21 protein-coding genes are annotated in these 22904 nt (G+C 72.7%); 12 read left to right on the top strand and 9 right to left on the bottom strand.

The genetic code is table 11. From position 1 onward, the window contains the following. The first annotated feature begins 51 nt into the window (after window positions 1–51). The 5 genes from JMV16_RS14740 (at window position 52) to JMV16_RS14720 (ending at window position 5576) form a co-directional block, all read left to right on the top strand. Window positions 52–966, top strand: coding sequence for a M48 family metallopeptidase (locus tag JMV16_RS14740; RefSeq protein WP_201495041.1), 915 nt, complete (start codon window positions 52–54; stop codon window positions 964–966). Between the two features lie 7 nt (window positions 967–973). Continuing rightward, the gene (locus JMV16_RS14735; RefSeq protein WP_201495040.1) at window positions 974–1411 is read left to right on the top strand and encodes a GNAT family N-acetyltransferase; all 438 of its coding nucleotides are present in this window, start codon (window positions 974–976) and stop codon (window positions 1409–1411) included. 177 nt (window positions 1412–1588) lie between these two features. Then, window positions 1589–3205 carry a DUF11 domain-containing protein gene (locus JMV16_RS14730; protein ID WP_201495039.1) on the top strand — a complete coding sequence of 539 codons (1617 nt, stop codon included), beginning with the start codon at window positions 1589–1591 and terminating at the stop codon, window positions 3203–3205. 38 nt (window positions 3206–3243) lie between these two features. Continuing rightward, window positions 3244–4422: a YcaO-like family protein gene (locus JMV16_RS14725; protein WP_255511424.1), complete on the top strand. Its 1179-nt coding sequence runs from the start codon at window positions 3244–3246 to the stop codon at window positions 4420–4422. Next, a complete protein-coding gene (locus JMV16_RS14720) occupies window positions 4422–5576 on the top strand; it encodes a TfuA-like protein (protein ID WP_201495037.1) in 1155 nt (384 codons plus the stop codon). The genes JMV16_RS14725 and JMV16_RS14720 overlap by 1 nt, the downstream gene beginning before the upstream one ends. Here JMV16_RS14720 and JMV16_RS14715 read toward each other — a convergent pair. The 3 genes from JMV16_RS14715 to JMV16_RS14705 are packed head-to-tail and all read right to left on the bottom strand — an operon-like array spanning window position 5569 to window position 10930. Further along, window positions 5569–5994 (bottom strand): hypothetical protein, encoded by a 426-nt coding sequence (locus JMV16_RS14715; RefSeq protein WP_201495036.1) that lies wholly within the window; start codon window positions 5992–5994, stop codon window positions 5569–5571. The genes JMV16_RS14720 and JMV16_RS14715 overlap by 8 nt on opposite strands. 47 nt (window positions 5995–6041) lie before the next feature. After that, the gene (locus tag JMV16_RS14710; protein ID WP_201495035.1) at window positions 6042–7694 is read right to left on the bottom strand and encodes an SAM-dependent methyltransferase; all 1653 of its coding nucleotides are present in this window, start codon (window positions 7692–7694) and stop codon (window positions 6042–6044) included. Beyond that, window positions 7691–10930: a S41 family peptidase gene (locus JMV16_RS14705; protein ID WP_201495034.1), complete on the bottom strand. Its 3240-nt coding sequence runs from the start codon at window positions 10928–10930 to the stop codon at window positions 7691–7693. The genes JMV16_RS14710 and JMV16_RS14705 overlap by 4 nt, the downstream gene beginning before the upstream one ends. 171 nt (window positions 10931–11101) lie before the next feature. On the opposite strand from JMV16_RS14705, the gene JMV16_RS14700 reads away from it, so the two are divergent. Then, window positions 11102–11356 carry a hypothetical protein gene (locus JMV16_RS14700; protein ID WP_201495033.1) on the top strand — a complete coding sequence of 85 codons (255 nt, stop codon included), beginning with the start codon at window positions 11102–11104 and terminating at the stop codon, window positions 11354–11356. A gap of 1 nt (window position 11357) precedes the next feature. On the opposite strand, the gene JMV16_RS14695 is transcribed toward JMV16_RS14700, so the two are convergent. Next, window positions 11358–11936 (bottom strand): DUF4337 domain-containing protein, encoded by a 579-nt coding sequence (locus JMV16_RS14695; protein ID WP_201495032.1) that lies wholly within the window; start codon window positions 11934–11936, stop codon window positions 11358–11360. A 56-nt stretch (window positions 11937–11992) separates the two neighbouring features. Here JMV16_RS14695 and mnmA point away from each other — a divergent pair, with 56 nt between their 5' ends. The 6 genes from mnmA to JMV16_RS14665 all read left to right on the top strand — a co-directional run bounded on the left by mnmA (window position 11993) and on the right by JMV16_RS14665 (window position 18152). Then, on the top strand, window positions 11993–13174 hold the full coding sequence (mnmA, locus tag JMV16_RS14690) for a tRNA 2-thiouridine(34) synthase MnmA (RefSeq protein WP_201495031.1): 1182 nt from the start codon (window positions 11993–11995) through the stop codon (window positions 13172–13174). Between the two features lie 124 nt (window positions 13175–13298). Beyond that, entirely contained in the window at window positions 13299–13910 is a 612-nt protein-coding gene (locus tag JMV16_RS14685) for a carboxypeptidase regulatory-like domain-containing protein (RefSeq protein ID WP_201495030.1), read from the top strand. Window positions 13911–13992: 82 nt separating this feature from the next. Beyond that, entirely contained in the window at window positions 13993–14814 is an 822-nt protein-coding gene (locus tag JMV16_RS14680) for a purine-nucleoside phosphorylase (protein ID WP_201495029.1), read from the top strand. 34 nt (window positions 14815–14848) lie between these two features. Further along, a complete protein-coding gene (locus tag JMV16_RS14675) occupies window positions 14849–15667 on the top strand; it encodes a DUF4886 domain-containing protein (protein ID WP_201495028.1) in 819 nt (272 codons plus the stop codon). After that, window positions 15664–16443 carry a deoxyribose-phosphate aldolase gene (gene deoC / locus JMV16_RS14670; protein ID WP_201495027.1) on the top strand — a complete coding sequence of 260 codons (780 nt, stop codon included), beginning with the start codon at window positions 15664–15666 and terminating at the stop codon, window positions 16441–16443. Before JMV16_RS14675 ends, deoC begins: the two co-directional genes overlap by 4 nt. A gap of 14 nt (window positions 16444–16457) precedes the next feature. Continuing rightward, window positions 16458–18152, top strand: a complete 1695-nt coding sequence (locus tag JMV16_RS14665) for a bifunctional metallophosphatase/5'-nucleotidase (RefSeq protein ID WP_201495026.1) — start codon at window positions 16458–16460, stop codon at window positions 18150–18152. A gap of 9 nt (window positions 18153–18161) precedes the next feature. On the opposite strand, the gene JMV16_RS14660 is transcribed toward JMV16_RS14665, so the two are convergent. From JMV16_RS14660 to JMV16_RS14640, 5 genes are all read right to left on the bottom strand, one after another. Then, the gene (locus JMV16_RS14660; protein ID WP_201495025.1) at window positions 18162–18632 is read right to left on the bottom strand and encodes a hypothetical protein; all 471 of its coding nucleotides are present in this window, start codon (window positions 18630–18632) and stop codon (window positions 18162–18164) included. Window positions 18633–18783: 151 nt separating this feature from the next. Next, a complete protein-coding gene (locus JMV16_RS14655) occupies window positions 18784–19671 on the bottom strand; it encodes an N-acetylmuramic acid 6-phosphate etherase (RefSeq protein WP_201495024.1) in 888 nt (295 codons plus the stop codon). Continuing rightward, window positions 19668–21065 (bottom strand): glycoside hydrolase family 10 protein, encoded by a 1398-nt coding sequence (locus JMV16_RS14650; RefSeq protein WP_236580525.1) that lies wholly within the window; start codon window positions 21063–21065, stop codon window positions 19668–19670. The genes JMV16_RS14655 and JMV16_RS14650 overlap by 4 nt, the downstream gene beginning before the upstream one ends. Beyond that, window positions 21062–22081 carry a GNAT family N-acetyltransferase gene (locus JMV16_RS14645; protein WP_201495023.1) on the bottom strand — a complete coding sequence of 340 codons (1020 nt, stop codon included), beginning with the start codon at window positions 22079–22081 and terminating at the stop codon, window positions 21062–21064. The genes JMV16_RS14650 and JMV16_RS14645 overlap by 4 nt, the downstream gene beginning before the upstream one ends. Continuing rightward, complete coding sequence (locus JMV16_RS14640; protein ID WP_201495022.1) at window positions 22078–22890, bottom strand: N-acetylmuramoyl-L-alanine amidase; 813 nt, start codon at window positions 22888–22890, stop codon at window positions 22078–22080. The genes JMV16_RS14645 and JMV16_RS14640 overlap by 4 nt, the downstream gene beginning before the upstream one ends. Window positions 22891–22904 lie beyond the last annotated feature (14 nt).

Raw genomic sequence — 22904 nt, 5'->3', positions numbered from 1 at the left:
CCTTCCTAGAATCGGCCGGAACTGTCGCGCCCCCGCGGCCTCTGAAATGCCATGAACGCCGAAACCGAATCCCACACTGCTTGCTTCCTCTGTGCCCTGCACGGCCGGCGCCAGTTCACCAGGCTGCTCGCCACCGGCGGCGCGCTGGCGCTGGCCGGCCCGGCGCTGGCCCAGCAGCAGCCCGCGGCCGAGGAAGGCGTGCGCCGCGATGTCGGCCGTGCCTCGAGCTTCACCAAGCTGGTCTCGGCCGAGCAGGTGGAGTCGGCCGCCACCCAGCAGTACACGCAGATGGCGCAGCAGGCGGCGTCCAAGGGCCAGCTGGCGCCGGCCGACCACCCCCAGGTGCAGCGGCTGCGCACCATCGCGCGCCGCATCATCCCGCATGCCGCGCCCTGGAACCCGCGCGCCACCGAGTGGAAGTGGTCGGTCAACCTGCTCATCGACCCCCAGCTCAACGCCTTCTGCATGCCGGGCGGCAAGATCGCCTTCTACTCGGGCATCCTGCAGAAGCTGCAGCTCAGCGACGAAGAGGTCGCCACCATCATGGGCCACGAGGTTGCCCACGCGCTGCGCGAGCATGCACGCGAGCGCATGGGCAAGACCATGGCCACGCGCGGGGCCATCGAGATCGGCGCCGCGCTCTTCGGCTTCGGCGGCGCGGCGCGCATGGCGGCCGACATGGGCGGCCAGCTGCTCACGCTCAAGTTCGGCCGCGATGACGAATCCGAGGCCGACATCGTCGGCATGGACCTCGCCGCCCGCGCCGGCTACGACCCCGGCGCCGGCGTCACGCTGTGGCAGAAGATGCTGGCCGCCAACAAGGGCGCACCGCCGCAATGGATGTCCACCCACCCCTCGGGCGACACCCGCATCCGCGACATCCAGGGCAAGCTGCCCAAGGTGCTGCCGCTGTACCAGCGCGCCGAGAAGCCGACCCAGCGTTTCGGCCCCCCGCCGGCCGCCTGAGCGAGCCATGGCGGCCTTCGCGGTGTACGCGGCGGCGCCCGAGGCCGACCTGGCGCGCGTCGATGCCGGGCTTGATGCCTTCAATACCGCGCAGCCTGCACTGCGCGCGGTGCAGCCGCTGACCGTGCTGGCGCGCGACGACGGCGGCCCCACCGCGGGCGGCGAGGTGATAGCCGGCGCCGTGGGTCGCAGCTGGGGCCGCTGCTGCGAGCTGCTGCAGCTGTGGGTGGACGCCCGCCATCGCGGCCACGGCATCGCCAGCGCGCTGATGCGGCGCTTCGAGCAGGCCGCCGCCGAGCGTGGCTGCGACCTGGTCTATCTCGACACCTTCTCCTTCCAGGCCCCGGCCTTCTATGAAAGGCTGGGCTATCGCACCGTGCTGCGCACCGAGGGCTATACCGAGGGCATCGTCAAGCACACGATGCACAAGGTGCTGGGCCGCTGACTGAGCCTCAGCGCTTGTGAAGACATGCATCGCGACCGCGCGATTCACATCGTCACAAGCTCGGGTCGCAAACGCACAGACATCTCTGTGGCGCCGGCGTAGAAGTGTCCCATCCGCCGGGATTCCTGGCGGGGAAGCCGGGGTCGGCAAGCCGATGCCGGCGCACCGGAGAAGACCATGAGATGCATTGCCGTACTGCTGGCCCTGGGCCTGGCGGGCGCCACCCAGGCCCAGACCATCGTCTGGACCAACGATCCGGGCGGGGTTGCGGTGGCCGTGGACGCCGGCGACAACGTCTACACCGCGCGCTGGGATTTCAACCCGGCCGGCGACATCTTCGTCGCCAAGCGCAATGCCGCCGGCGCGCTGCTGTGGGAGGTGCGCCACGACAACACCGACAGCAACCGCCACGAGGTGGCCACCTGGGTCGAGACCGACGCGCAGGGCAATGTCTTCGTCAGCGGCACGCTGCGCTCGGGCATTTCGAATCCGGTGGTCGTCAACAGCCTGCTGATGAAGTTTGCGCCCGACGGCCGCCTGCTCTGGCGCCAGGTCTGGGGCGAGGCCTTCGACGGTTCGTACACGCGCAAGGTTCTGGTCGACACGCTGGGCAACGCCTATGTGCTGGGCCTGGGCATGAGCGCCGCAGGCCAGCGCACGACGGTGCGCAAGTTCGGCCCCGACGGCGCCACCGTCTGGGCCTGGTCCGACCCCATCGGCATCGGCGCGCCGCTGAACCTGAAGTGGGGCGCCGACGGCGCCCTGCTGGTCAGCGCACGCGGCCTCACCGGCACCTTCAACGGCTATGCCCGGCTCGACCGCAACGGTCAGGCGGTCTGGACCCTGCCCGGCGTGCCCAGCCTGACCGCGGGTGACGCCGCAGGCGACGCCGCCGGCAACAGCTATCTCATTGACTCCGACTACGCGGCGCGCAGCGGCAGCCTGTTGCGCAAGCTGGCTCCCGACGGCAACCTGGTGTGGCAGCGCGCGCACGCGATGACCGGGCTGCGGGTCGAGGTCGGCAGCGATGGCGCACCTGTCGTTGGCGGCTATGCGAGCGGTGGCTTCGGCGCCGCCTTCACGAAGCACAGCGCCGACGGCCAGCTGCTGTGGACCAACCTGGACGCCGACGGTCCGGGCGTGGCCCTGCTGGCGCTGGCGCAGATGAAGCTCGATGCCGAGGGCAGCGCCTATCTCGCGGCCGGCAGCATGTCGCAGATGGGGGTGGCCAAGGTCTACGCCAACGGCGCCGCGGCCTGGACTGTGCTGGTGCCCTTCGGCTACGCCCAGGCCCTGGCCTTCGGCAGCGCGCAGCGGGTGTTCCTGACCGGCGGCACCACGGCGCGCATCGACCAGGCGGGCGGCACCACGTTGCCGCCCCCCCTGAATCCGCCACTTCCGCCCCCGCCGCCTCCGCCGGCCGTCGTCACCGCCGATCTGGGCCTGACCCTGATCGACCGGCCCGACCCGGTGCGCGTCGGCGCCCGGCTGAGCGTGACCGCCACTGTCTCCAATGCCGGCCCCGGCACGGCGACGCTGGTGGCACTGAACGCCACGCTGCCGGCCGGCCTGACGCTGCTGGGCATCGTCCCCAGCCAGGGCGGTTGCAGCGGCAGCACCGCGCTGCGCTGCGCCTTCGGCAGCCTGGCCCCCGGTGCCAGCGCCACAGTGACGCTGAACCTGCGCGCGCAGAGCCGCGGCAACTGGACCAGCAGCGCCAGCGTCGGCGGCGCGCAGCCCGACCCGAACAGCGTTAACAACGCCGCCAGCGTGGGCACCACCGTGCGCCGCTGAGCCAGGCCCCGCATCGCCCGTGCGAAGATGGCACGGCGATGCAGGACGGCGAGCGCACCCCCAAACTTCACCGGGCGGGCACCCACCGCGCGGTGCCGCCGGCCGAGACGCTGGCGCGCATGCGGCCGCTGCTCCCGGCCCTGGGCATCACGCGGGTGGCCAACGTCACCGGGCTGGACCACATCGGCATCCCGGTGTTCCAGGCCTGCCGCCCCAATTCGCGGTCTCTGTCGGTATCGCAGGGCAAGGGCCTCGACGCCGACGCGGCGCGTGTCTCGGCGATCATGGAGAGCGTCGAGGCCCACCACGCCGAGAACATGCGCCTGCCGCTGGCCCTGGGCACTGCCGCCGAGATGGCGCGCCGCCATGCGGTGATCGATGTCGATGGCCTGCCGCGGGAGCCGGGCAGTCCCTTCCACCGCCAGCTGCCGCTGCTGTGGGTGGCCGGCGAAGACTGGCTGCGGCAGGAGCCGGTGTGGGTGCCCTACCAGTGCGTACACATGAACGCCACGCCCGCGCGCCTGCTCGAGCCGCAGTGCTTTGCCGGCTCGAGCAATGGGCTGGCCTCGGGCAACCACCGGCTGGAGGCGGTGTCGCATGCGCTGTGCGAACTGGTCGAGCGCGACGCGCGGCGCACGTTCGAGGGCCAGACGGCGGCCGAACAACAGGCCCGCCGGGTCGACCTGGCGAGCATCGACGATGCCGACTGCCGCAGCGCGCTGCGCCGCTTCGCCCGCGCCGAGATGGCGGTGGCGGTGTGGGATCTGAGCGGCGCCATCGGCCTGCCGGTCTTCGAGTGCCTGATCGTCGACGCCGCCGAAGACGCCGCCATGGCCCAGGTGCCGGCCCGGGGCAGCGGCTGCCACCCGCTGCGCGCCATCGCGCTGCTGCGCGCGCTCACCGAGGCGGCGCAGAGCCGCGTGACGCTGATCGCCGGTGCGCGCGACGACATCCGGCGCTCGGATTACGAGCGCGCCTGCAGCCGCGACAACCTGCGCCTGTTGCGCGACCAGGCGCGAGAGCCGGCCACGCGCGCCTTCGCCGCGGCGCCCAGCCACGATTTCGCCAGCTTCGACGAGGACGTGGCGCTGGCGCTCGATCTGCTGCGCCGTGCCGGGCTGGAACAGGTGGCCGTGCTGGACCTGTCGTTGCCGGGCATCCCGGCCAGCGTGGTGCGGGTGGTGGTGCCTGGGCTGCGCGAGCCGCAGGAGGACTGATGGCGCTGCCCGACACCCGCCGTTGCATCGTCTTCCTGGGCCCCTCGCTGCCGCTGGCGCAGGCGCGCGCTCTCTTGGATGCCGACTACCGGCCCCCGGCTGCGCAAGGCGATCTCTACCGCGCCGCACTGTCGCGGCCCTTCGCCATCGGCCTCATCGACGGCGTCTTCCATGCCCAGCCCTCGGTCTGGCACAAGGAGATCCTGTGGGCGCTGAGCGAAGGCATCCATGTGCTGGGTGCCGCCAGCATGGGAGCGCTGCGCGCGTCCGAGACCGCTGCCTTCGGCATGGTCGGCGTCGGTCGCATCTACGAGGCCTACCGCGACGGCGTGCTGGAAGACGACGACGAGGTGGCGCTGCTCCACGGTCCTGCCGAAACCGGCTGGCTGCCCTTGTCCGAACCCTTGGTGAACCTGCGCGCCACGCTGGACGCGGCGCAGGCTGCCGGCGTGCTGGCGCCCGCCGACGCGCAGCGCGTGCGGGCCGCCGCCAGGAGCCTCTACTACCCGGCGCGCAGCTTCGATGCCGCGCTGGACGTGGCGCTGGAGCAAGGCCTGGCGGCCGCCGCGGCCGCGGCCTTGCGCGCCTGGTGGCCGCTGGGGCGCCTTGACCAGAAAGCGGCCGATGCGCAAGCGTTGCTGCGGCAACTGGCCGGGCTGGCGGCGCAGGGCAGGCCCGTGCCGCAGCCGGCCTTCCGCTTCGAGCCGACACTGGACTGGGCCGTGCTGCAGGCCGAAGTCGAGGCCGGGGAAGACGCCCGGGACGAGGCCCGCTGCGAAGAAGACCGGCAGGTGCTGGCGGCGCTGGCGCGCGACCCGGCGGGTGCTGCAGCGGTGCAGGCCGCGGCCTTGGCCCGGATGCTGGCCGACGGCGGTGGACACGGCGAGCCGCCCTGGCCGGAAGCGACCGAGCTGCTGGCGCAGTCGCAGGCCTTGTGTGCGCGGCACGGCCTGGGCGACGAAGTCGCGGTGCGGCGCTGGCTGGCCGAGCAACATGCCAGCCGCGACGACCTGATGCGCTGGCTTGCGACGCAGGCCCGCGCCGCGCGCTGGGCCGCCAGCCGCCCCGGCCCGTTCGATCAGGCCCTGCTGGACGAGGTCAAGGCCAGCGGCCAGTACCGCCACTGGCTGGCGCGCGGGGCCGGCCTCAAATGACGGTCAACGCCGCCTCGGGTGCGCCCTTCAAGGCTTCCAGCAGGTCCGCAAAGCCGGAGGCCAGCACGACGCAATTGCGGCCTGGAATCGGCTGCTTGCTCAGCACGAAGGAGTCTTCGCTGGAAGCTCCTGCGGGCATCTTCCATTCGACCATGCGCGTGGTCGGCAGCTTGATGCCCTCGTGGCGCACCGCCACCCCGGGTTCGGCCGTCAGCTTGCGCCAGTCGTAGCCGGGCTTGAAGCCCGAGCCGCGGCGCACCGCGATGATGTAGACGCCGAAGACCGGGTCTTCCAGCGGTGGCAGCAGGTCGTATTCACCGGGCGCCGGGGCGGCATCGGCCTTGCCGTCGAGCGCGAAGGCGTTGACCGGCCGACCCATCACGGTACCAGCGATGGCGTTCTTGGCGAGCGTGAGCATGGTGTGAACCTCCCTGGTTCCGGGCGGCAAAGTGCCGCCGCAAAATCCTAACAGCCTGCGCGACGGCGTGCCTGTGCTGCGCGCTCGGCACCGAAACTTCGCGCCAGCAGGTCCAGCGCCCGGGGCTGCTCGGCCAGCAGCAGGTGGCGATACATGGCCTGCGTGTCGCAGGCCAGGCCGCGGGCGATGGCTTCCAGGGCCTCGCCGGGCTGTTCCAGCGCCAGCCGGCAGCGCGCCAGTGCCAGCCAGGTGCCGGCGTCGCGGGCGTGGAGGCGCAGCGCCTGCAGGTGGCAGCCCAGCGCCTGCGCCGGCTGGCCCAGGCCCAGCCAGGCCTCGCCCAGCGTGTTCCACAGGCGGTGGTCGGTCCAGGGGTTGCGCGCCAGCGCGGCCTGGGCCAGGTCGCGCGCCAGCGCGAAGTCACGCAGCTGTGCCGTGGCGAACTCGGCCGCCAGGTGCAGCACGGCCCAGTCGCCGGGCACGCGTTCGAGGGCCAGCCGGAACTGCTCGAGCGCCTGCGCCGTATGGCCCGCCGCAGCGCGGGCCTGCGCTTGTTCGCGCGGCTCGTCGCGCCAACGCCAGGCCGGTGCGCCCAGTTCGTGATCGAAGCGAGCCGCCAGCCGCGGCGACAGGCCCGGCGTGATCAAGCGGTGGCGCAGCGGCAGCTCGCCGTCACCCGCGGCGGCGGCGATGTCGAAGCCGGCGCCCCGCACATGGCGCTCGAGCGCTTCCAGGTTCAGCCCCAGCGCCGTCGTCGGGCCGAAACGCTGGGCGCCCTGGCCGGGTTCGGCGACGAAGTCGCTGATCAGGCAGAAGCCGCCGGCAGCCAGGCGCGGCAACAAGGCGTCCAGGCAGTCCAGCGCGCCCCAGTTGACGGTGAACGGCCTTTCTGTCGCCGCCGCGCCGTCGTCCAGGTGCCAGCGCGCCGCCTGGGCCCCGTCGGCGGGCCGGAAGGCGGCTTCGCTCTCCAGCACCGGCAACAGCGGGGCCAGCGCCTCGTGCGCCGCCTCGTCGTCGGTTTCGGCCAGGGCCTGCAGGGCCTCGACGGACTGTGCGGTGTACTGGCGCAGCGTGGCGGCGTCGGCCTGCGTCCAGCAGCGCAGATGCAGCTGTTCCCAGCCGGCCTCGCCACGGCGCACCACGTCGGCTGGCAGCACGTCGAGCACGTAGTTGGCAAACACGGCGTGCCAGGGCCCGGGCTGCAGGGCCGCCGCTGCTGCGGCCGGGCAGGCGTGCAACTGCACGCGGGCGGCGTGGGGTTCGAACTGGCCGCGCTGTCGCCATGCGTCCACCATCGCCGGCGAGGCGTCGCTGACCCAGAACTCCAATCGCTCGTAGTCGCTGCGGCCCTGCTCGGCGCAAAGGCGCTGCAACTCGTCCAGCAGGTAGCGCGCGAACAGGCCGTTGCCGGCGCCCAGTTCAAGCAGGCGGATCGGCCCGGTGACTGGCGCTTCTTCCAGGCCGTCCAGCAGCAGCCGCGCGACGCAGGCCGACAGCGTGCCCGAGTTGTTGACGATGTAGGGCACGCCGCCTTCGCTGAAGGTGCGCGCACCCTGCGTCTTCCAGGCCTGCTGGCCCAGTCGCCATTCCAGGCTCTGGCACAGCGGCCGGAAATCCTGGATCAGCCGGCGCCAGCCACCGGCCTGGGCCAGGCGCATGGCCAGATCGGGCGCTGCGGTGGGCAGCGGGGCCGGCCCGTTCATTGCGGCCGCGGCGGCAGCTGGGGTGCCGCCAGCCGCGGCCGCGGCCCGAAGGCCGGCCGCGCGACGCCGACGCGCTCGCGCGCCGCCAGCGCCTCGGCCAGCGCGGCGGCGAGTTGTCGGTCGCGCTCGGGTGCATTGAAGGCGTCGTCCTGCGGCGCGTTGTCGACCTCGATCTGCGGATCGGTGCCGTAGTTCTCGACACCCCAGCCGACGTCCTTGAACCAGAACGAGTACTCGGGCTGGGTCGTCAGCGTGCCGTCCACCAGCGCGTGGCGGGGCCAGATGCCGATCACCCCGCCCCAGGTGCGCATGCCCACCAGCGTGCCCAGGCCCATCAGCTTGAAACCGTGGCTGAAGATGTCACCGTCGCTGCCGGCGTGCTCGTTGGTCAGCGCCACCACGGCGCCGGTTGGCGCCGCGTCGGGGTAGCTCTCGGGCTGGCCCCAGCGCAGCGTGTTCCAGGCGATGCGCCTGCGCGCCACCTTCTCCAGCAGCAACTGGCTGACGTGGCCGCCGCGGTTGTAGCGCAGGTCGACGATGAGCGCGTCGCGGTCGCTCTCGGCGGCGAAAGCACGGTGGAACTCGGCAAAGCCGGCCGACATCATGTCGGGCAGGTGCAGATAGCCCACGCGCCCGCCGCCGGCTGCGTGTACCCATGCGCGGTTGCGCTCCACCCATTCGCGGTAGCGCGCCGGTGTCTCGTCGGCCAGCGCCGTGACCAGCACCTCGCGCGTGCTGCCATCGGCCGCGGCCAGCGTCAGCGCGACCTTGGCGCCGGCCTGGTTGACGAGCAGGGCCTGGGGCGGCTGCTCAGCGCTGACCGGCTGGCCGCCAACGGCGACGATGGCTTCACCCGGCCGCACCTGCACGCCGACGGCGTTGAGCGGCGAATCGGCCGTCGCGTCCCAGGCGTCGCCCTGCACCGTGCGCATGATTTCCCAGCCGTTCGCAGCAGGTTTCAGATCAGCCGCCAGATGGCCCAGGGCCACGGCGGGCGGCTTGCGGTGGTCGCCACCCATCTCATACGCGTGCGAGGTGCCGAGCTCGCCCTGCAGCTCCCAGATCAGGTCGGACAGCTCGCCGCGCGTGGCCACGCGCGCCAGCAGCGGCGCGTAGCGCTCGAGCATCGCGGTCCAGGCGACGCCCGACATGTCCTCGACCCAGAAGTGGTCGCGCTGCAGCCGCCACACCTCGCGCAGGATCTGCGCCCATTCCTGGGGTGGATCCACGGCCAGGCGCACGCGGGCCAGGTCGATGTGGCCGCTCTTGCGCGAGGGCTTGTCGTCCGCCGCCGCCGGCTTGTCCTCGGGCGCCTTGGCGGCGTCCAGCGCGCGCAGCTTCTGGCCGGTGCGCACGAGCAGGGTCTGGTGGTCGGCGGCAATCACGAAGGCATCGGCCTGGGCCGCCAGGGTCTTGAGCTCGCCGCTGGCGAGGTCGTAGACCTCGAGGCGGCCCGGTGATTCCTTGTGGCCGCCGCGGCCGTGGGCGCCGGGGATGGGCAGGGCGGTCCAGATCACCTTGCCGCCGGCCACGCCGGCGATCTGGCCGAAACGGCCCTCGGGCACCGGAAAGGCGGCGACGCGGCGCGCCAGGCCTTCAGGTTCTATGGCTGGCAGCGGCGCTTTGGCATCGGCGCCGGCCGCGGGCTCTTCGGACTTCATGCCGCGCGGCGCCGGCTCGAAGAGCGGCGGGCCACCTGCCTGCAGCGCCAGCAGATAAGGCCGGGCGGCGCGCGGAAAGCTCAGATCGAACTGCACCGCGTCATAGACGGGGTCGAAGGTGCGCAGCGAGAGGAAGTAGAGATAGCGCCCGCTGGGGTCGAAGGCCGGCGCCCAGTCGCGGAAAGCCGGCTCGGTGGCGAGCAGGCTGCGTCCGCTGGCCACCTCGAACAGCTTGATGGCCGTGTGGCGGGCGCTGGTGGGGTAGGTGTAGGCCAGCCAGCCGGCGCAGGGCGACCAGGCCGGGCCCTCGATGCGACCGAACTCGCTGCGGTCGACCAGGCTCAGGCTGCCGCTGTCCACATCGCCCAGCCACAGCTCGTTGCGGTGGTTGGCCAGCGCCAGGCGCGCGCCCGTGGGCGCGGTGGCCAGCGCGGTGGGGCGGCCGAAGGCGTCCCAGGGCAGTTCGCGCACGCCGGCCGGGCCCAGCAGCTCGATGCGATCCTCGCCGCTGGCGTCGCTGGTGGCCACCAGGCGCTCGCCATCGGCCAGCCACTGGCCCAGGCGGCGTCGCGCCGGCGCCAGGCCGTGCCTGCGCACCGCGCCTTCCCACAGCGCCATCGTGAAGAGCTGGCCGCGCGCCTCCAGCGCCAGGCTGTGGCCGGCCGGGTGCAGGGCCAGGCCCTGGAGGTGCTCGGCCGCCGGCACGAAGCGCCGCGCCGCCTGGGTGCGGGCGCTGGGCACGGCGATGTCGAGCCGCCGCGTGCGGTCATCGACCGGGTCGTAAAGCCAGAGTTCGGCGCCGCACTGGTAGACGATGCGCCGGCCGTCGCATGCGGCATGGCGGGCGTAGAAATCGGCGTGGTCGCTGTGGCGGCGCAGGCCGCTGCCGTCGGGCAGCACGGAGTAGAGGTTGCCGACGCCCTCGCCGTCGCCTAGGAAGTAGATGCGTCCGTTCAGCCACATCGGGCAGGTGAGGTTGCCCTTCAGGCCGGCGAGGCGGGTAAAGGTGCCGCCGGACTCGTCGTCTTCCACCCACAGGTGGCCGGCCGTGCCGCCGCGGTAGCGCTTCCAGCGCGCCGGGTCGGCGGTGTTGCGGCCGATGACGCGGCGGCCGCCAGGGCCGAAGGCCAGGTGCTGGACCTGGCCCAGCGGCAGGCGTTCGGGCAGACCGCCGGCGGGCGACACTGCCCAGGCGTGGCCGTTGCGGAAGAAGGGCTGGCCATGGTTGCTGGTGAAGAGGATGCGGCCGTCGGGCAGGAAGCCGCGCACCGCCAGCTCGCTGCCCAGCCAGCTGAGGCGGCGCGCCGGTCCGCCCACGGCTGGCATCAGCCAGACCTCGCTGTGCTGCTCGTCGCGGCCGGCGAAGGCCAGCCACTGGCCGCAGGGCGAGAGGCAGGGCGTGGCCGGCTCGGAGAGGCCGGCGCTCAGGCGCTGGGCCGGGCCGCCGTGGATGCTGGCGCGCCAGAGGTCGTCGTCGGCGACGAAGACCACGGTCTCGCCCTGCAGGCCGGGCTGGCGGAAATAGGCTGGGGGCGGGACGACAGGCGGAGCGGCAGGCGGGGTGTCGGGCGACATGGTCGGCCTCCTTGCGGCAGCGGGCGGCCATGATCCCATGCGTCCGCGTGCCTGTCGGCCTTCAGGCTCCCCCTAAAGGAGGATTCCCCCCGGCGGGGGATGGGCCACCCCCCAAGGTGGGTTGATGATCGCTGCATCGCGGCCAAGGCGGCCGCCCCCTGTGAGGCATCCATGCGATTCGACGAATGCCATGAAGGCGACTACCGCATCTTCGTCGGTGCGCTCGAAGCGCCGCGCGGCGACGGCTATATCGCCGCCCTCATCGTCAACCGCGTCCAGGGCGCGGCGGCTGGGCGGCGCGAGGCCTTCCGCGACGACAGCCTGGCCTGCGGCTATCGCTGGCGCTCGGCCGACGAGGCCCTCCAGTACGCGCTGAACCGGGCGCGCGAGCTGATCCGCTCGCGCTCGGAAATGCTGGCCTGCTGAATCAGAAATGCAGCAGCGCCGCGACGCCGAGTAGACCCCCCAGCCCGGCGACGCCGAACATCCCCCACTCCAGCCACTTGCGCCCGGTGAGCAGGGCCATCGCGGCCAGTGCGATGGAGATCTGCAGTGCCGTCGTGGCCTGGGCCCAGCGGTGGTGCAGGTGCATCTGGCCATCGGACTGCTTGTCCCAGTCGGTCGATTCGGCCTCCAGCTTCTCGGCGGCGGCCTTGATCTCGGCCTTTTCCTTCTTGTAACGCTCGACGTCTTCCTTGAAGGCGGCGCGCTTGTCGTCGCTTACCAGCACCAGCGCGATCTCGGCCAGGTTCTGCTTGCTGCTTTTGGCCTGGTAGTAGTTCCACTGGTTGGAAGCCTCGGTCTTCTTGATCGCGGCGTTGTTCTTGTACAGGCCGGCATTGGCCTGGGTGGCGCCGCCCATGTAGGAGAACAGCGCGCCCACCGTGGCCAACACCGCGGTGACGACGGCAATGGTGCCCGACGAGGGGTGTTTGGCTTCGGCGTGGGTGGCATGTTCGAGTTCGTGGTCGTGAGGACCGTGGACGTGGAAACCGTGACCGGACATGGGCGGGCTGGTGCAGTGGCGAGGGCGCGATTCTGACGCGCCGGGATAATCGAGGCGTGACAACAGGCAGCAAGCGCGTGGTGGTGGGTCTTTCGGGCGGCGTCGACTCCGCGGTCAGCGCCTGGCTGCTCAAGCAGCAGGGTTTTGACGTCGTCGGCCTGTTCATGAAGAACTGGGAAGACGACGACGACAGCGAGTACTGCTCCAGCAACATCGACTTCGTCGATGCCGCCGCGGTGGCCGATGTCATCGGCATCGAGATCGAGCACGTCAACTTCGCCGCCGACTACAAGGACCGCGTCTTCGCCGAGTTCCTGCGCGAGTACAAGGCCGGGCGCACGCCCAACCCCGACGTGCTGTGCAATGCCGAGATCAAGTTCAAGGCCTTCCTCGACCATGCCATGCGCCTGGGCGCCGAGCGCATCGCCACTGGACATTACGCCCGCGTGCGCGAGGTCGGCGGCCGCTTTCAGCTGCTCAAGGGCCTGGACCCGGCCAAGGACCAGAGCTATTTCCTGCACCGCCTGAACCAGGCCCAGCTGGCGTACACGCTGTTCCCGGTGGGCGAGCTGGCCAAGACCGAAGTGCGCCGCATCGCCGCCGAGATCGGCCTGCCCAATGCGAAAAAGAAGGACAGCACCGGCATCTGCTTCATCGGCGAGCGCCCCTTCCGCGAGTTTTTGCAGCGCTACCTGAGCGACGAGCCCGGGCCCATGCTCGACGAGCGCGGGCGCGAGCTGGGCCGCCATGTCGGCCTGTCGTTCTATACCCTGGGCCAGCGCCAGGGCCTGGGCATAGGCGGGGTCAGCGAGGGCGGCGGCGAGCACGCGCCCTGGTATGTGGCGCACAAGGATCTGGCGCGCAACAGCCTGCATGTGGTGCAGGGCCACGCCCACCCCTGGCTGCAGTCGCCCTGGCTCGAGGCCGAAGACCTGAGCTGGGTGGCCGGCACGCCGCCCCCGCCGGGGCGGCTGGCGGCCAAGACGCGCTACCGCCAGGCCGATGCGGCCTGCGCCTACCGAGAGGCCGATGGCGGCTTGCGGTTGGAATTCGACGCCCCGCAATGGGCCGTCACCCCGGGCCAGAGCGCCGTGCTCTACGACGGCGAGGTCTGCCTGGGCGGCGGTGTCATTGCCCGCGCGCAGGCGCCCGAGCCGCCGGCGGCGCTGCCCGCCGCGCCGCGCCGCGGCGGGCAGCGCGGGCGGTCGCGGCCTGGCCTTCGCCCCCCTTCGGGCTGAAGCCCGGCCGCAACGGCGGCCTGATGCCGGCCGGGCGTGCAGCAAGGCTCGAAATCGTCGACGGCGCAGCATGCCGCCCGAGCCCCGGCCCTCGAAGCGCCGCCGCCGGCGTCGATAGGCGGGCATGGACGCACTCTTCAAGCGCGCCGCAGCCCTGTGTGGCGCGGCGCTGGCCCTGCCCGCCGCCGCCGCGGTGCTCGACATCCAGGCCCTGGGCGTGGATGGCCGCGCGCTCGCCGACGCCGTGGTCTATCTCGAATCGCCGGCGGCACTTGCCGCGCTCGGCCCCAGCGTGGGCGTCGAGGTCGAGCAGGCCGCACGCGCCTACACCCAGCGCGTCAGCGTCGTCGCCCGCGGCAGCGTGCTGCGCCTGCCCAACCGCGACCAGGTGCTGCACCGCGTGCGTGCCAGCGCGCCCGAGCAGAGCTTCGAGATCAAGCTTCCGCCCGGCGCCGAATCGTCGCCGCTGCGCCTTGATCGCGCCGGCATCGTGCCGCTGGCCTGTGCCGTGCATCCGGCCATGCGGGCCTGGGTGGTGGTGGTCGAGACGCCCTACCACGGCCTCACCGGCAGCGATGGCCGCCTGCGCATCGCCGGCGTGCCGCCGGGCCGCTACCGGCTGCGCGCCTGGCACCCTGGCCTGGGGGCCGAAGCGCCGGCGCGCGACGAGGCCCTGGTGCTTGCCGATGAAGGCGCCGCGCTGACGCTGCGCCTGCCCTCCGCCGCCGGCCCCTGAGGCAGCGGCTTCGCGGCCACTCTTCGGCCGCCGGCCGGGCGCCTTCGACTATCCTGCGGCGACCTCACCGCACCGACGCGCCTTGCCCCCCGCCGCCCCTGCCCTTGCCGCCACGGTCGCCTTGCTGCGCGAGCGGCTGGGCGCTCGCCGGCCGCGCACCGCGGTGCTGCTGGGCTCGGGTTGGGGCTCGTTCGCGCCAAGGCTTTCGGATGCGGTCGAGCTGCCCTATGCCGATCTGCCCGCCTTTCCACGCCTGGGCGTAGTCGGCCATGCCGGGAGGCTGATCGCCGGCCGCCTGGGTGCGGTCGAGCTCATCGTGCTGGCCGGCCGCGAGCACGCCTACGAGCACGGCCGCGCCGACGCCATGGCTGGCGCCATCGCCACGCTGGCGGCGCTGGGCGTGCTGCTGCTGGTGCAGACCAATGCCGCCGGCAGCCTGGACGCCGCGATGCCGCCGGGCGCGGTGATGCTGGTGCGCGACCACCTCAACCTGGTACAGCAGTCGCCGCTGGTCGGCACCCAGGGCGACACGCGCTTCATCGACATGACCGCGGCCTACGACCCGGCGCTGTGCAACCAGGCCCTGGCCGCCGCACGCGGCGCCGGGCTGGCGCTGCACGAAGGCGTCTACGCCTGGGTGCTGGGGCCGCAGTTCGAGACGCCGGCCGAGATCCGCATGCTGGCGCTGCTGGGCGCACGCGCCGTGGGCATGAGCACGGTGCCCGAGACCATCCTGGCCCGCCACGCCGGCCTGCGCGTGCTGGCCTTTTCGCTCATCACCAATATGGCGGCCGGCCTGCAGCAACAGGCCCTGAGCCACGCCCACACCCTGGCTGCCGCCGAGGCCACCGGCGCCGGCGCGGTGGACCTGCTGGCCACCGTGCTGCAGGCGCTCGAACCCTGAATTGCCACCACCCCAGAAGAAGGAGACACACGAGATGAACATCGCTACCCTCGCCGGCCGCCTGGCCACCTTCGCGCTGTGCGCGCTGCTGGCCCTGCCGGGCGCGCTGCAGGCGCAGACGCGGCCCAAGCTGACGGCGCCTGCGTCGCCGCCCGAGTCCATCCTCTGGGTCGGCAACAGCTTCTTCTATTACAACAACAGCATGCACGGCCACTTCGGCCGCCTGCTCGGCGCCGTGCCGCAAGGCCCGCGCGCACGCAGCACCTCGGTCACGGTCAGCGGCTCGGGCCTGGACTGGCACGACATGGAGTCGCTGCTGCGCCCCGACGGCCTGGGCCGCTATTCCTTCGTCGGCGACAACGAGCTGCGCTTCAACAAGGCCGGCCGCCAGTACGACACCGTGATCATGATGGACTGCAGCCAGTGCCCCATCCACCCGCAGCTGGGCCCGGTCTTCCACGAGACGGTGCGCAAGAACGCGCAAATCCTGGCCAAGGCCGGCGTGCGCCCGGCGCTCTTCATGTCCTGGGCCTACAAGGACAAGCCCGAGATGACGGCCGCCCTGGCCGAGCAGTACACGCTGGCCGCCAATGCCAACGACGCACTGGTGATCCCGGCCGGCCTGGCCTTCGCCAAGGCCATCGCGCGCAAGCCCGAGATCGAGCTCTACGAGAGCGACAAGCGCCACCCCAGCCTGGCCGGCACCTACCTCGCCACCTGCACCGTCTACGCCACGCTGTACCGCAAGTCGCCGGTGGGCAACAGCTACACGGCCGGCCTCGCCCCCGAGCTGGCGGCGCTGCTGCAGCAGGCGGCCTGGGACACGGTGCAGGAGTATTTCAAGCAGCCATGAGTCCCGCCCCGGCCGCCGCCGTCGAGGCCACGGCCCGCCTCGCCCTTGCCTGCCTGGACCTGACCAGCCTGGAGCGGGGCCACGATGCAGCGGGCGGCGAGGCCGAGGTCGAGCGCCTGTGTACGCGGGCTCTGGGCCCCGGTGGCGCGGTGGCGGCGGTCTGCGTCTGGCCGCGCCTGGCCGGCCGCGCCCGCGCCCTGCTGCCGGCTGCCGTGCGCGTGGCGGCGGTGGCCAACTTTCCCGAGGGCAGCAGCGACATCGCTGGTGTGATGCGCGAGGTGGCGCAGATCGCCCAGGCTGGCGCGCAAGAGGTCGATGTGGTCCTGCCCTGGCGCGAGCCGGAGGCCGCGCCGGCCCTGCTGGCCGCGGTGCGGCGGGCCAGCACCGGGCTCACGCTCAAGGTGATCCTGGAGACCGGCGCGCTGGCCGACGCGGCCCAGGTGATGCGCGCCTGCCGCGTGGCGCTGGACGGCGGCGCCGACTTCCTCAAGACCAGCACCGGCAAGCACCCGGTGGGCGCCACGCCGGCGGCGGCACGGCTGCTGCTGCAGGCCATTGCCTTGGACGCCGGTGCGCGCGGGCGTGTCGGCTTCAAGCCGGCCGGCGGCATTCGCCGCGTCGCCGATGCCGGCGTCTACATCGACCTCACGGCCGAGATCCTGGGTGCCGCCGCGCTCACGCCGGCACGGCTGCGCCTGGGCGCCAGCGGCCTGCTCGACGACATCGAGACGGTGCTGGCCGGCCGCGCGCCGGCGGCGGCCAGCAACGGCTATTGATTGCAGGAACACCGATGACGCTTCAACGTCCGGCCCTCGCTGCCGCACTCGCGGCGCTGGCTGCCTGCGCCAGCCCGCCGCAGTCCACGCCGGTGGCCCCACCGGCCGCCGCGTCGCCTGCCGCGGCGACTTCGGCCCTGGTGCCGCTGCGTGTGCTGGCCATCAACGATTTCCACGGCAACCTCAAGCCGCCCAGCGGCGGCCTGCGCATGGCCGACCCGGCGCGGCCTGGCGCAACCATCGAGGTCGCGGCCGGCGGTGCCGAGCACCTGGCCACCGCGCTGGAGACGCTGCGCGCCGGCCAGGCCAACCACATCTTCGTCGCCGCCGGCGACCTGATCGGCGCCACGCCGCTGCTCAGCGCGCTGCTGCACGACGAGCCCACCATCGAATCGCTGGGCCTGATGGGGCTGGAGGTCAGCGCCGTCGGCAACCACGAGTTCGACAAGGGCGCGGCCGAGCTGCTGCGCCTGCAGCGCGGCGGCTGCCACCCGGTGGACGGCTGCCGCGGCCCGCGGCCCTGGGCCGGCGCCGCCTTCCAGTACCTGGCGGCGAGCACGGTGGACAAGGCCAGCGGCCAGACCCTGCTGCCGCCTTTCGTGGTCAAGCGCTTCCAGGGCATCCCGGTGGCCTTCATCGGCCTGGCGCTCAAGGGCACGCCGGCCATCGTGGTGCCGGCCGGCGTGGCCGGGCTGCGCTTCGACGACGAGGCCGACACGGTGAACCGCCTCGTGCCCGGGCTGCGCGCCCAAGGCATAGAAGCCATCGTGCTGCTCATCCACGAGGGCGGCGCCACCACCGGCGGCATCAACGACTGCCCCGACATCAGTGGCCGCATCGTCGACATCGTCAGGCGGCTGGACCCGGCGGTCGACCTCATTGTCAGCGGCCACACCCACCGTGCCTACATCTGCCGCATCGATGGCCGCCTCGTCACCAGCGGCGACAAGTACGGCACGCTGGTGACGCAGATCGACCTGCAGCTCGACACCCGGAGCGGCGATGTGGCGAGTGCGCGCGCCCAGAACGTGGTCGTGCGCGAGAGCTTTGCCAAGGACGCGCGCCAGACGGCGTTGATAGAAACCTACGAACGCCTGGTGCAGCCGCTGGCGCGTCGCGTCGTCGGTCGGGTCGCCGCCGGGTTCACGCGCGAGGCCAATGCGGCCGGCGAAAGCACGCTGGGCCAGCTCATCGCCGATGCCCAGCTCGAGGCCACGCGCGAGGCCGGCGCCCGGCTCGCGCTCACCAACCCGGGTGGCATGCGCGCACCGCTGCCGAGGCCGGCCGACGGCGTGCTGCGCTACGAAGATCTGTTCTCGGTGCAGCCCTTTGCCAACAACCTGGTCACGCTCACGCTCAGCGGTGCGCAGCTGCTGGAGGTTCTGGAGCAGCAGTGGCCGGCGGGCGGTCGTCAGCGCGTGCTGCAGGTGAGCCGGGGCTTCACCTACCAATGGGATGCGGCGCGACCGCAGGGCCAGCGCATCGTGCCGGGCAGCGTGGTCCTGGACGGCAAGGCGCTGGACCCGGCGGCCCCCTACCGCGTCACTGTCAATGCCTTTCTCGCCGAGGGCGGCGACGGTTTCACGAAGCTGCGGCGCGCGAGCGAGCGGCGCACCGGCGTGATGGACGTCGATGCGCTCGAAAGCTGGCTGCGCCAGCGCCCGGGCTATGGGCCCGGCGCGCTGGATCGCATTGCAAGGCTGAACTGAACCCTGCGCTCAGATGCTGGCCATCGTGGCCTCGACCGAGCGGTACGTGCGTATCGGCTCGCTCTGGGCCGCCGCACCCGGCCCGGCCGGCGCCTCGGGTTCGGCCGTGCGCTGCAGGTGCCGCGTCTCGTAGGCGTGTTCCTCGGGCAGGCTGACGACGCCATCCTCGTTGGCATCGGCCTTGGAGAACGACAGGCCCGGACGGGCCCGCAGCATCTCGGGCACGCTGGCCTCGGCCGATGGCGTCGGCACGGGTGCCTCGGCCGCGTTGGCCGGGGCCGCGGTGGGCGGCTGCACGGCGCGCGCCTCGGCCTGGGCCTGGGCAGCGCCCTCGGGCGAGATGTCGACGCGCGATTCGCCCGCTTCACTGGGCGCGCGTGCGCCTTTGCCCGGGTCCAGGGCCCGCTTGAGCACTTCGTCCGACAAGGGTCGCTGGGGCACCGCGGACGGGACGGTGCTGAACGTTACGGGAGCAATCATGGTCGGGAACTCCGTAAAGGTGTCCCCCGCTGGGGTATCCGTGTGACGGGCCTCGAACCCTTTTTCGGTTCTTGTCGTCGGTATCGGCAGCTCCCAAGCCAAACTGTAGGGCGGCTTTCACGCTTTTCTTCTGCGCACCAATGGCGCGGATTCAGGGCAGCAGGGCGGCGTACACGCTGCCCTCGGCGGCCGCCAGGCGCTGCTCGGCCTCGGCCACGCCGATGCCGCGCCTGAGCATCACGATGGCCACCTTGACGCGTGCGCCGCAGGCGGCCAGCGCGGCGGCGGCGGCGGTCTCGTCGGCACCGCTGGCCTGCACCGTCAGGCGCAGCGCGCGCCGCACCAGCTTGGTATTGCTGGCGCGCAGGTCGACCATCAGGTTGCCGTAGACCTTGTGCAGCCGCACCATCACCGCGCTGCTGAAGCTGTTGAGCGCGATCTTCTGCGCCGTGCCGGCCTTGAGCCGCGTGCTGCCGCCAATGACCTCGGGCCCGGTGTCCAGCACAACGGCAATTTCGCAGGCCGCCGCCAGCGGCGCGCCCGGGTTGTTGACCAGGGCCACCGTCAAGGCGCCGGCGGCGCGCGCTGCCGCCGCCGCGCCCAGCGCATAGGGCGTGCTGCCCGAGGCCGCGATGGCCAGCAACACGTCATGGGCGCCGGGTTGCAGCGCCGCGAGGTCGGCCGCGCCCTGGGCGGCGTCGTCCTCGGCGCCCTCGACGGCCTGGAACATGGCGCCGTCGCCGCCGGCCAGCAGGGCGCGGGCGCGTTCGCGCGGCCAGGAGAAGGTGGGCGGCAGCTCGACGCTGTCCAGCACGCCCAGCCGGCCGCTGGTGCCGGCGCCGGCATAGAGCAGGCGGCCGCCGGCGCGCAGGCGCGGCACGGCGGCATCCACCGCCTCGGCCAGCTGGGGCTGGGCCGCCTGCACCGCGGCCACGGCTTGCAGCTGGTCGGACACCAGGGCCTCGACCAGCGACGCAGTGTCCAGGCGGTCGAGTCCGGCATGGGCCGGATGGGCTTCTTCGGTGGCAAGTGTCTTCATGGCTTGGCTTCGCAGGGTGGGGGTGGCGGCAGGGCCGGCGTGGCGTAGAGGCCTTTCCTCAGCAGGGTGGCGATGCCGTCGCGGTCCTGCATCAGCGCGGTCATGCTGAAGTGGACGTGGCCGCCGACGAGACCTTCGCCGTGGCGGCTGCGCACGAGTTCGATCTGCTCGGCGATCTCGCGCGCCGGCCAGGGCCGCGGCGTGGCGTTCAGGGCCGCGATCTGGCTGGTGAAGAGCCCGGGCCAGATCTGGCGCCGCGCCGGGTTCTGGGCCGCCCAGTAGTCCAGCAGCACCGGGAAGGCCTGGCCCTCGCGCGTGATGGGCCAGTAGAGCTGGGGCGCCAGGTAGTCCAACCAGCCCTGGGCCAGCCAGCGCTCGACATCGGCATAGAGCCGGTCGTACTGGCTGAAACCGCTGATGCCGGCCGGGCGGCGGTCGGGCCGGCCGATGCCGAAGGGGCTGATGCCCACTCGCGCGCAGGGCCTGATCTCGCGTGCGGTGCGAAAGATCGCCTGCACCAGGCCGTCGACATTGGCGCGCCGCCAGTCGTCGCGCGCCAGCGCACCGCCACCCAGGCGGTAGACGGCATAGGACTCGTCGTCGGGAAAGGGGATGTCGGCGCCGCCCGCGCCGGCCTGCGGATAGGGGTAGAAGTAGTCATCGAAGTGGACGCCGTCGACCTCGTAGCGGCGCAGCACATCGGCCATCACGGCCAGCGTGTGGGCCACGGCGGCCGGCTCGCCGGGGTCGAACCAGAGCTGGTCGCCATAGCGGCGTGCCAGCGCCGGACGCCGCTGCGCCAGATGCGGCGCCGCCAGCGGCGATTTGGCAGTGGAGTGGCGGGCGCGGAAGGGGTTGAACCAGGCGTGCAGTTCGAGCCCGCGGCTGTGGGCCTCGGCCACCCAGAAGGCCAGCGGATCCCAGGCCGGCTCGCCGGCGCGCACCGGGGCGCGGCCCTGCTCGCCGCTCAGCACCTCGCTCCAGGGTTCCAGCGCCGAGGGGTAGAGGGCGTCGCCGGCCGGCCGCACCTGCAGGATGAGGGCGTTGAGGCCGATGGCGCGCGCCCGGTCGAGGATGGCCAGCGCCTCGGCGCGCTGGGTGGCGGCGGCCAGGCCGGGCTTGCTGGGCCAGTCGATATTGGCCACCGTCGCGACCCAGGCGGCGCGGAACTCGCGTGGCATGCCGGCGGGCGCCGATGCCGGCGCTGCGGGGGGCGTGGCTGGATGGGAGGCTGGGGGCGTGGCAGGCGCCAGCGCGGGCTCGGCCCTCGGTAGTACCGGCGGGGGTGCCAGCGGCGGTGCCAGTGGCGCCTCTGCGCAGGCGGCCAGCAGGGCCGCCGCCAGCAGCGCCAGCCGCCGCAGCTGCGCGCGTGCCACGGCGCGGGAAAGGTTCAAGCCGAGACGCGCCGCTCGAACAGGATGTCCGGCAGGCCTTCCTCGTTGTCGCTGCCGTCGCCGAAGGCGATGGCAGTGAAGCCGTGGCGCTCGTAGAAGCCGCGCGCATGCAGATGGGCCTGGAAGGCGTAGAGCCGCACCGGCGGCTTCAGCAGCGTCAGGGCCCGCTTCAGCAGCGCCGCGCCGCCGCCGCCGCCGGCCGCGGCCGGGGCCACATAGAGCTGCTCGATCCAGCCGGCGTCAAGGCCCTGGCGGACGGCCAGCATGCCGACGACGCGGCCGTCGAGTTCGGCCACCGTGACGCCGCCGGCCGGCAGCAACTCGCCGGCCACCCACTGCCGCACCTCGTCGTCGCCGTGTACCAGCGGCGCAAAGGGCATGCGCTGGCGGCGCGCGTCCAGCATCACCTGGGCCACGGCCGCGGCATCGTCGGCCCGGGCCGGGCGCAGCTGCACCGGCAGCTGGCGGCGGCGGTGGCGCACGAAGTGCCGCACGGCGCAGGGTTCGCCGTCCTGCAGGGCAGGCAGCGTGGCCACCGGCACGAAGCCGCAGCGCTCGAGCAGGCGCAGCGCGGCGACATGGCGGGTGTCGCTCACCGCTTCCAGCCGGTTGGCCGAGGTGCGCGCGAAGACGAGGTCGGCGATGGCCTGCAGCGCCTCGGTGGCGAGGCCGCGGCCCTGGGCGGCTCGGGCCAGCGTGATGCCGATCTTGACCGCACCGGCGCCGTCGCCCTCCTCGCGCAGCAGCAGGCCGATATTGCCCAGCAGCGCATCGCCGTCGCGCTCGGCCACCGCGATCTGGCACCAGCGGCCCGGCGGGCAGAAGGGCTGCGCCGCCATCTCCACCAGGAAGGCCTGCGCCTGGGAGCGCGACAACTCGCGCCAGCCCTGCCAGCCCGAGACATGCGGGTCGCCGCGGTAGGCCTGGTAGCGGTCGAGATCGCCCTCGCGCAACGCACGCAGGCGCAGGCGGGCCAGTTCCAGCGGGATCGGCGATGACGATGGCGGGGTGTTCATGGGCGGGTCAGCACCTGCAGCAAGGCGGCGGTTTCGGCGTCGGGGCGGCCATCGAAGCGGACCGGACGGTAGCGCATCTGGAAATTCATCAGCACGCGGGCGGTCTGGGCGTCGAAGCTGCCGCTTGGCTCGACCGCATAGCCGTGGCGGGCCAGCGCCTGCTGATACCAGGCGGCCTCGGGCGGCGCGGCCTCGAACAGCGCCTGCTGCGCCGTCACTGCGGCGGCGTCGGGCCAGGGCGGGGTGAGGCCGGCCTCGGCCAGGCGGCGCCAGGGGAAGGTGGGCCCCGGGTCTTCCTTGTACGAGGGGCTGACTTCGCCATGGCCCAGGATGCGCTCGGGGCGGATGGCGTGGCGCGCGGCGATGTCGCGCAGCAGCGGAATCAGGGCCTCGATCTGCGCCTCGGGAAACGGGATGTCGACGCGCCGCCCCTCGCCGTCGGTGCGCGGCCCCGGGTGCACGATCTCGATGCCGATGCTGCTGGCGTTGAGCAGCCGGTGGCCCTGCCAGGCGCTGTTGCCGGAGTGCCAGGCGCGCCGCGTCTCGTCGACCAGGCGGTAGATGCGCGGCGGCACCTCGTCGCTCAGCAGGTAGTGGGCCGAGACCTCGCCCTCGGTCAGCACCTGCATGGCGCGGCGGAAGTCACCCACCGTGTAGTGCAGCACGACGAAGAGCACGCGGCTGTCCTGGCCGCGTGCGCGGCGGCTGTCGTCGATGGCCGGGCCGTTGGGCGCCAGGGCGCAGCCGGCCAGCGCCAGGGTCGTCAGCGCAAGCAGGGTGGCTGTCAGCGCATGCAGGGGCGCGTGCATGGCCGCGATTGTGC

This window comes from Rubrivivax sp. A210 (assembly GCF_904426505.1).
GTDB lineage: Bacteria > Pseudomonadota > Gammaproteobacteria > Burkholderiales > Burkholderiaceae_C > Rubrivivax.
The sequence above is the reverse complement of the archived record's forward strand: the minus strand, read 5'-3'. Positions and strand labels throughout refer to the sequence as shown.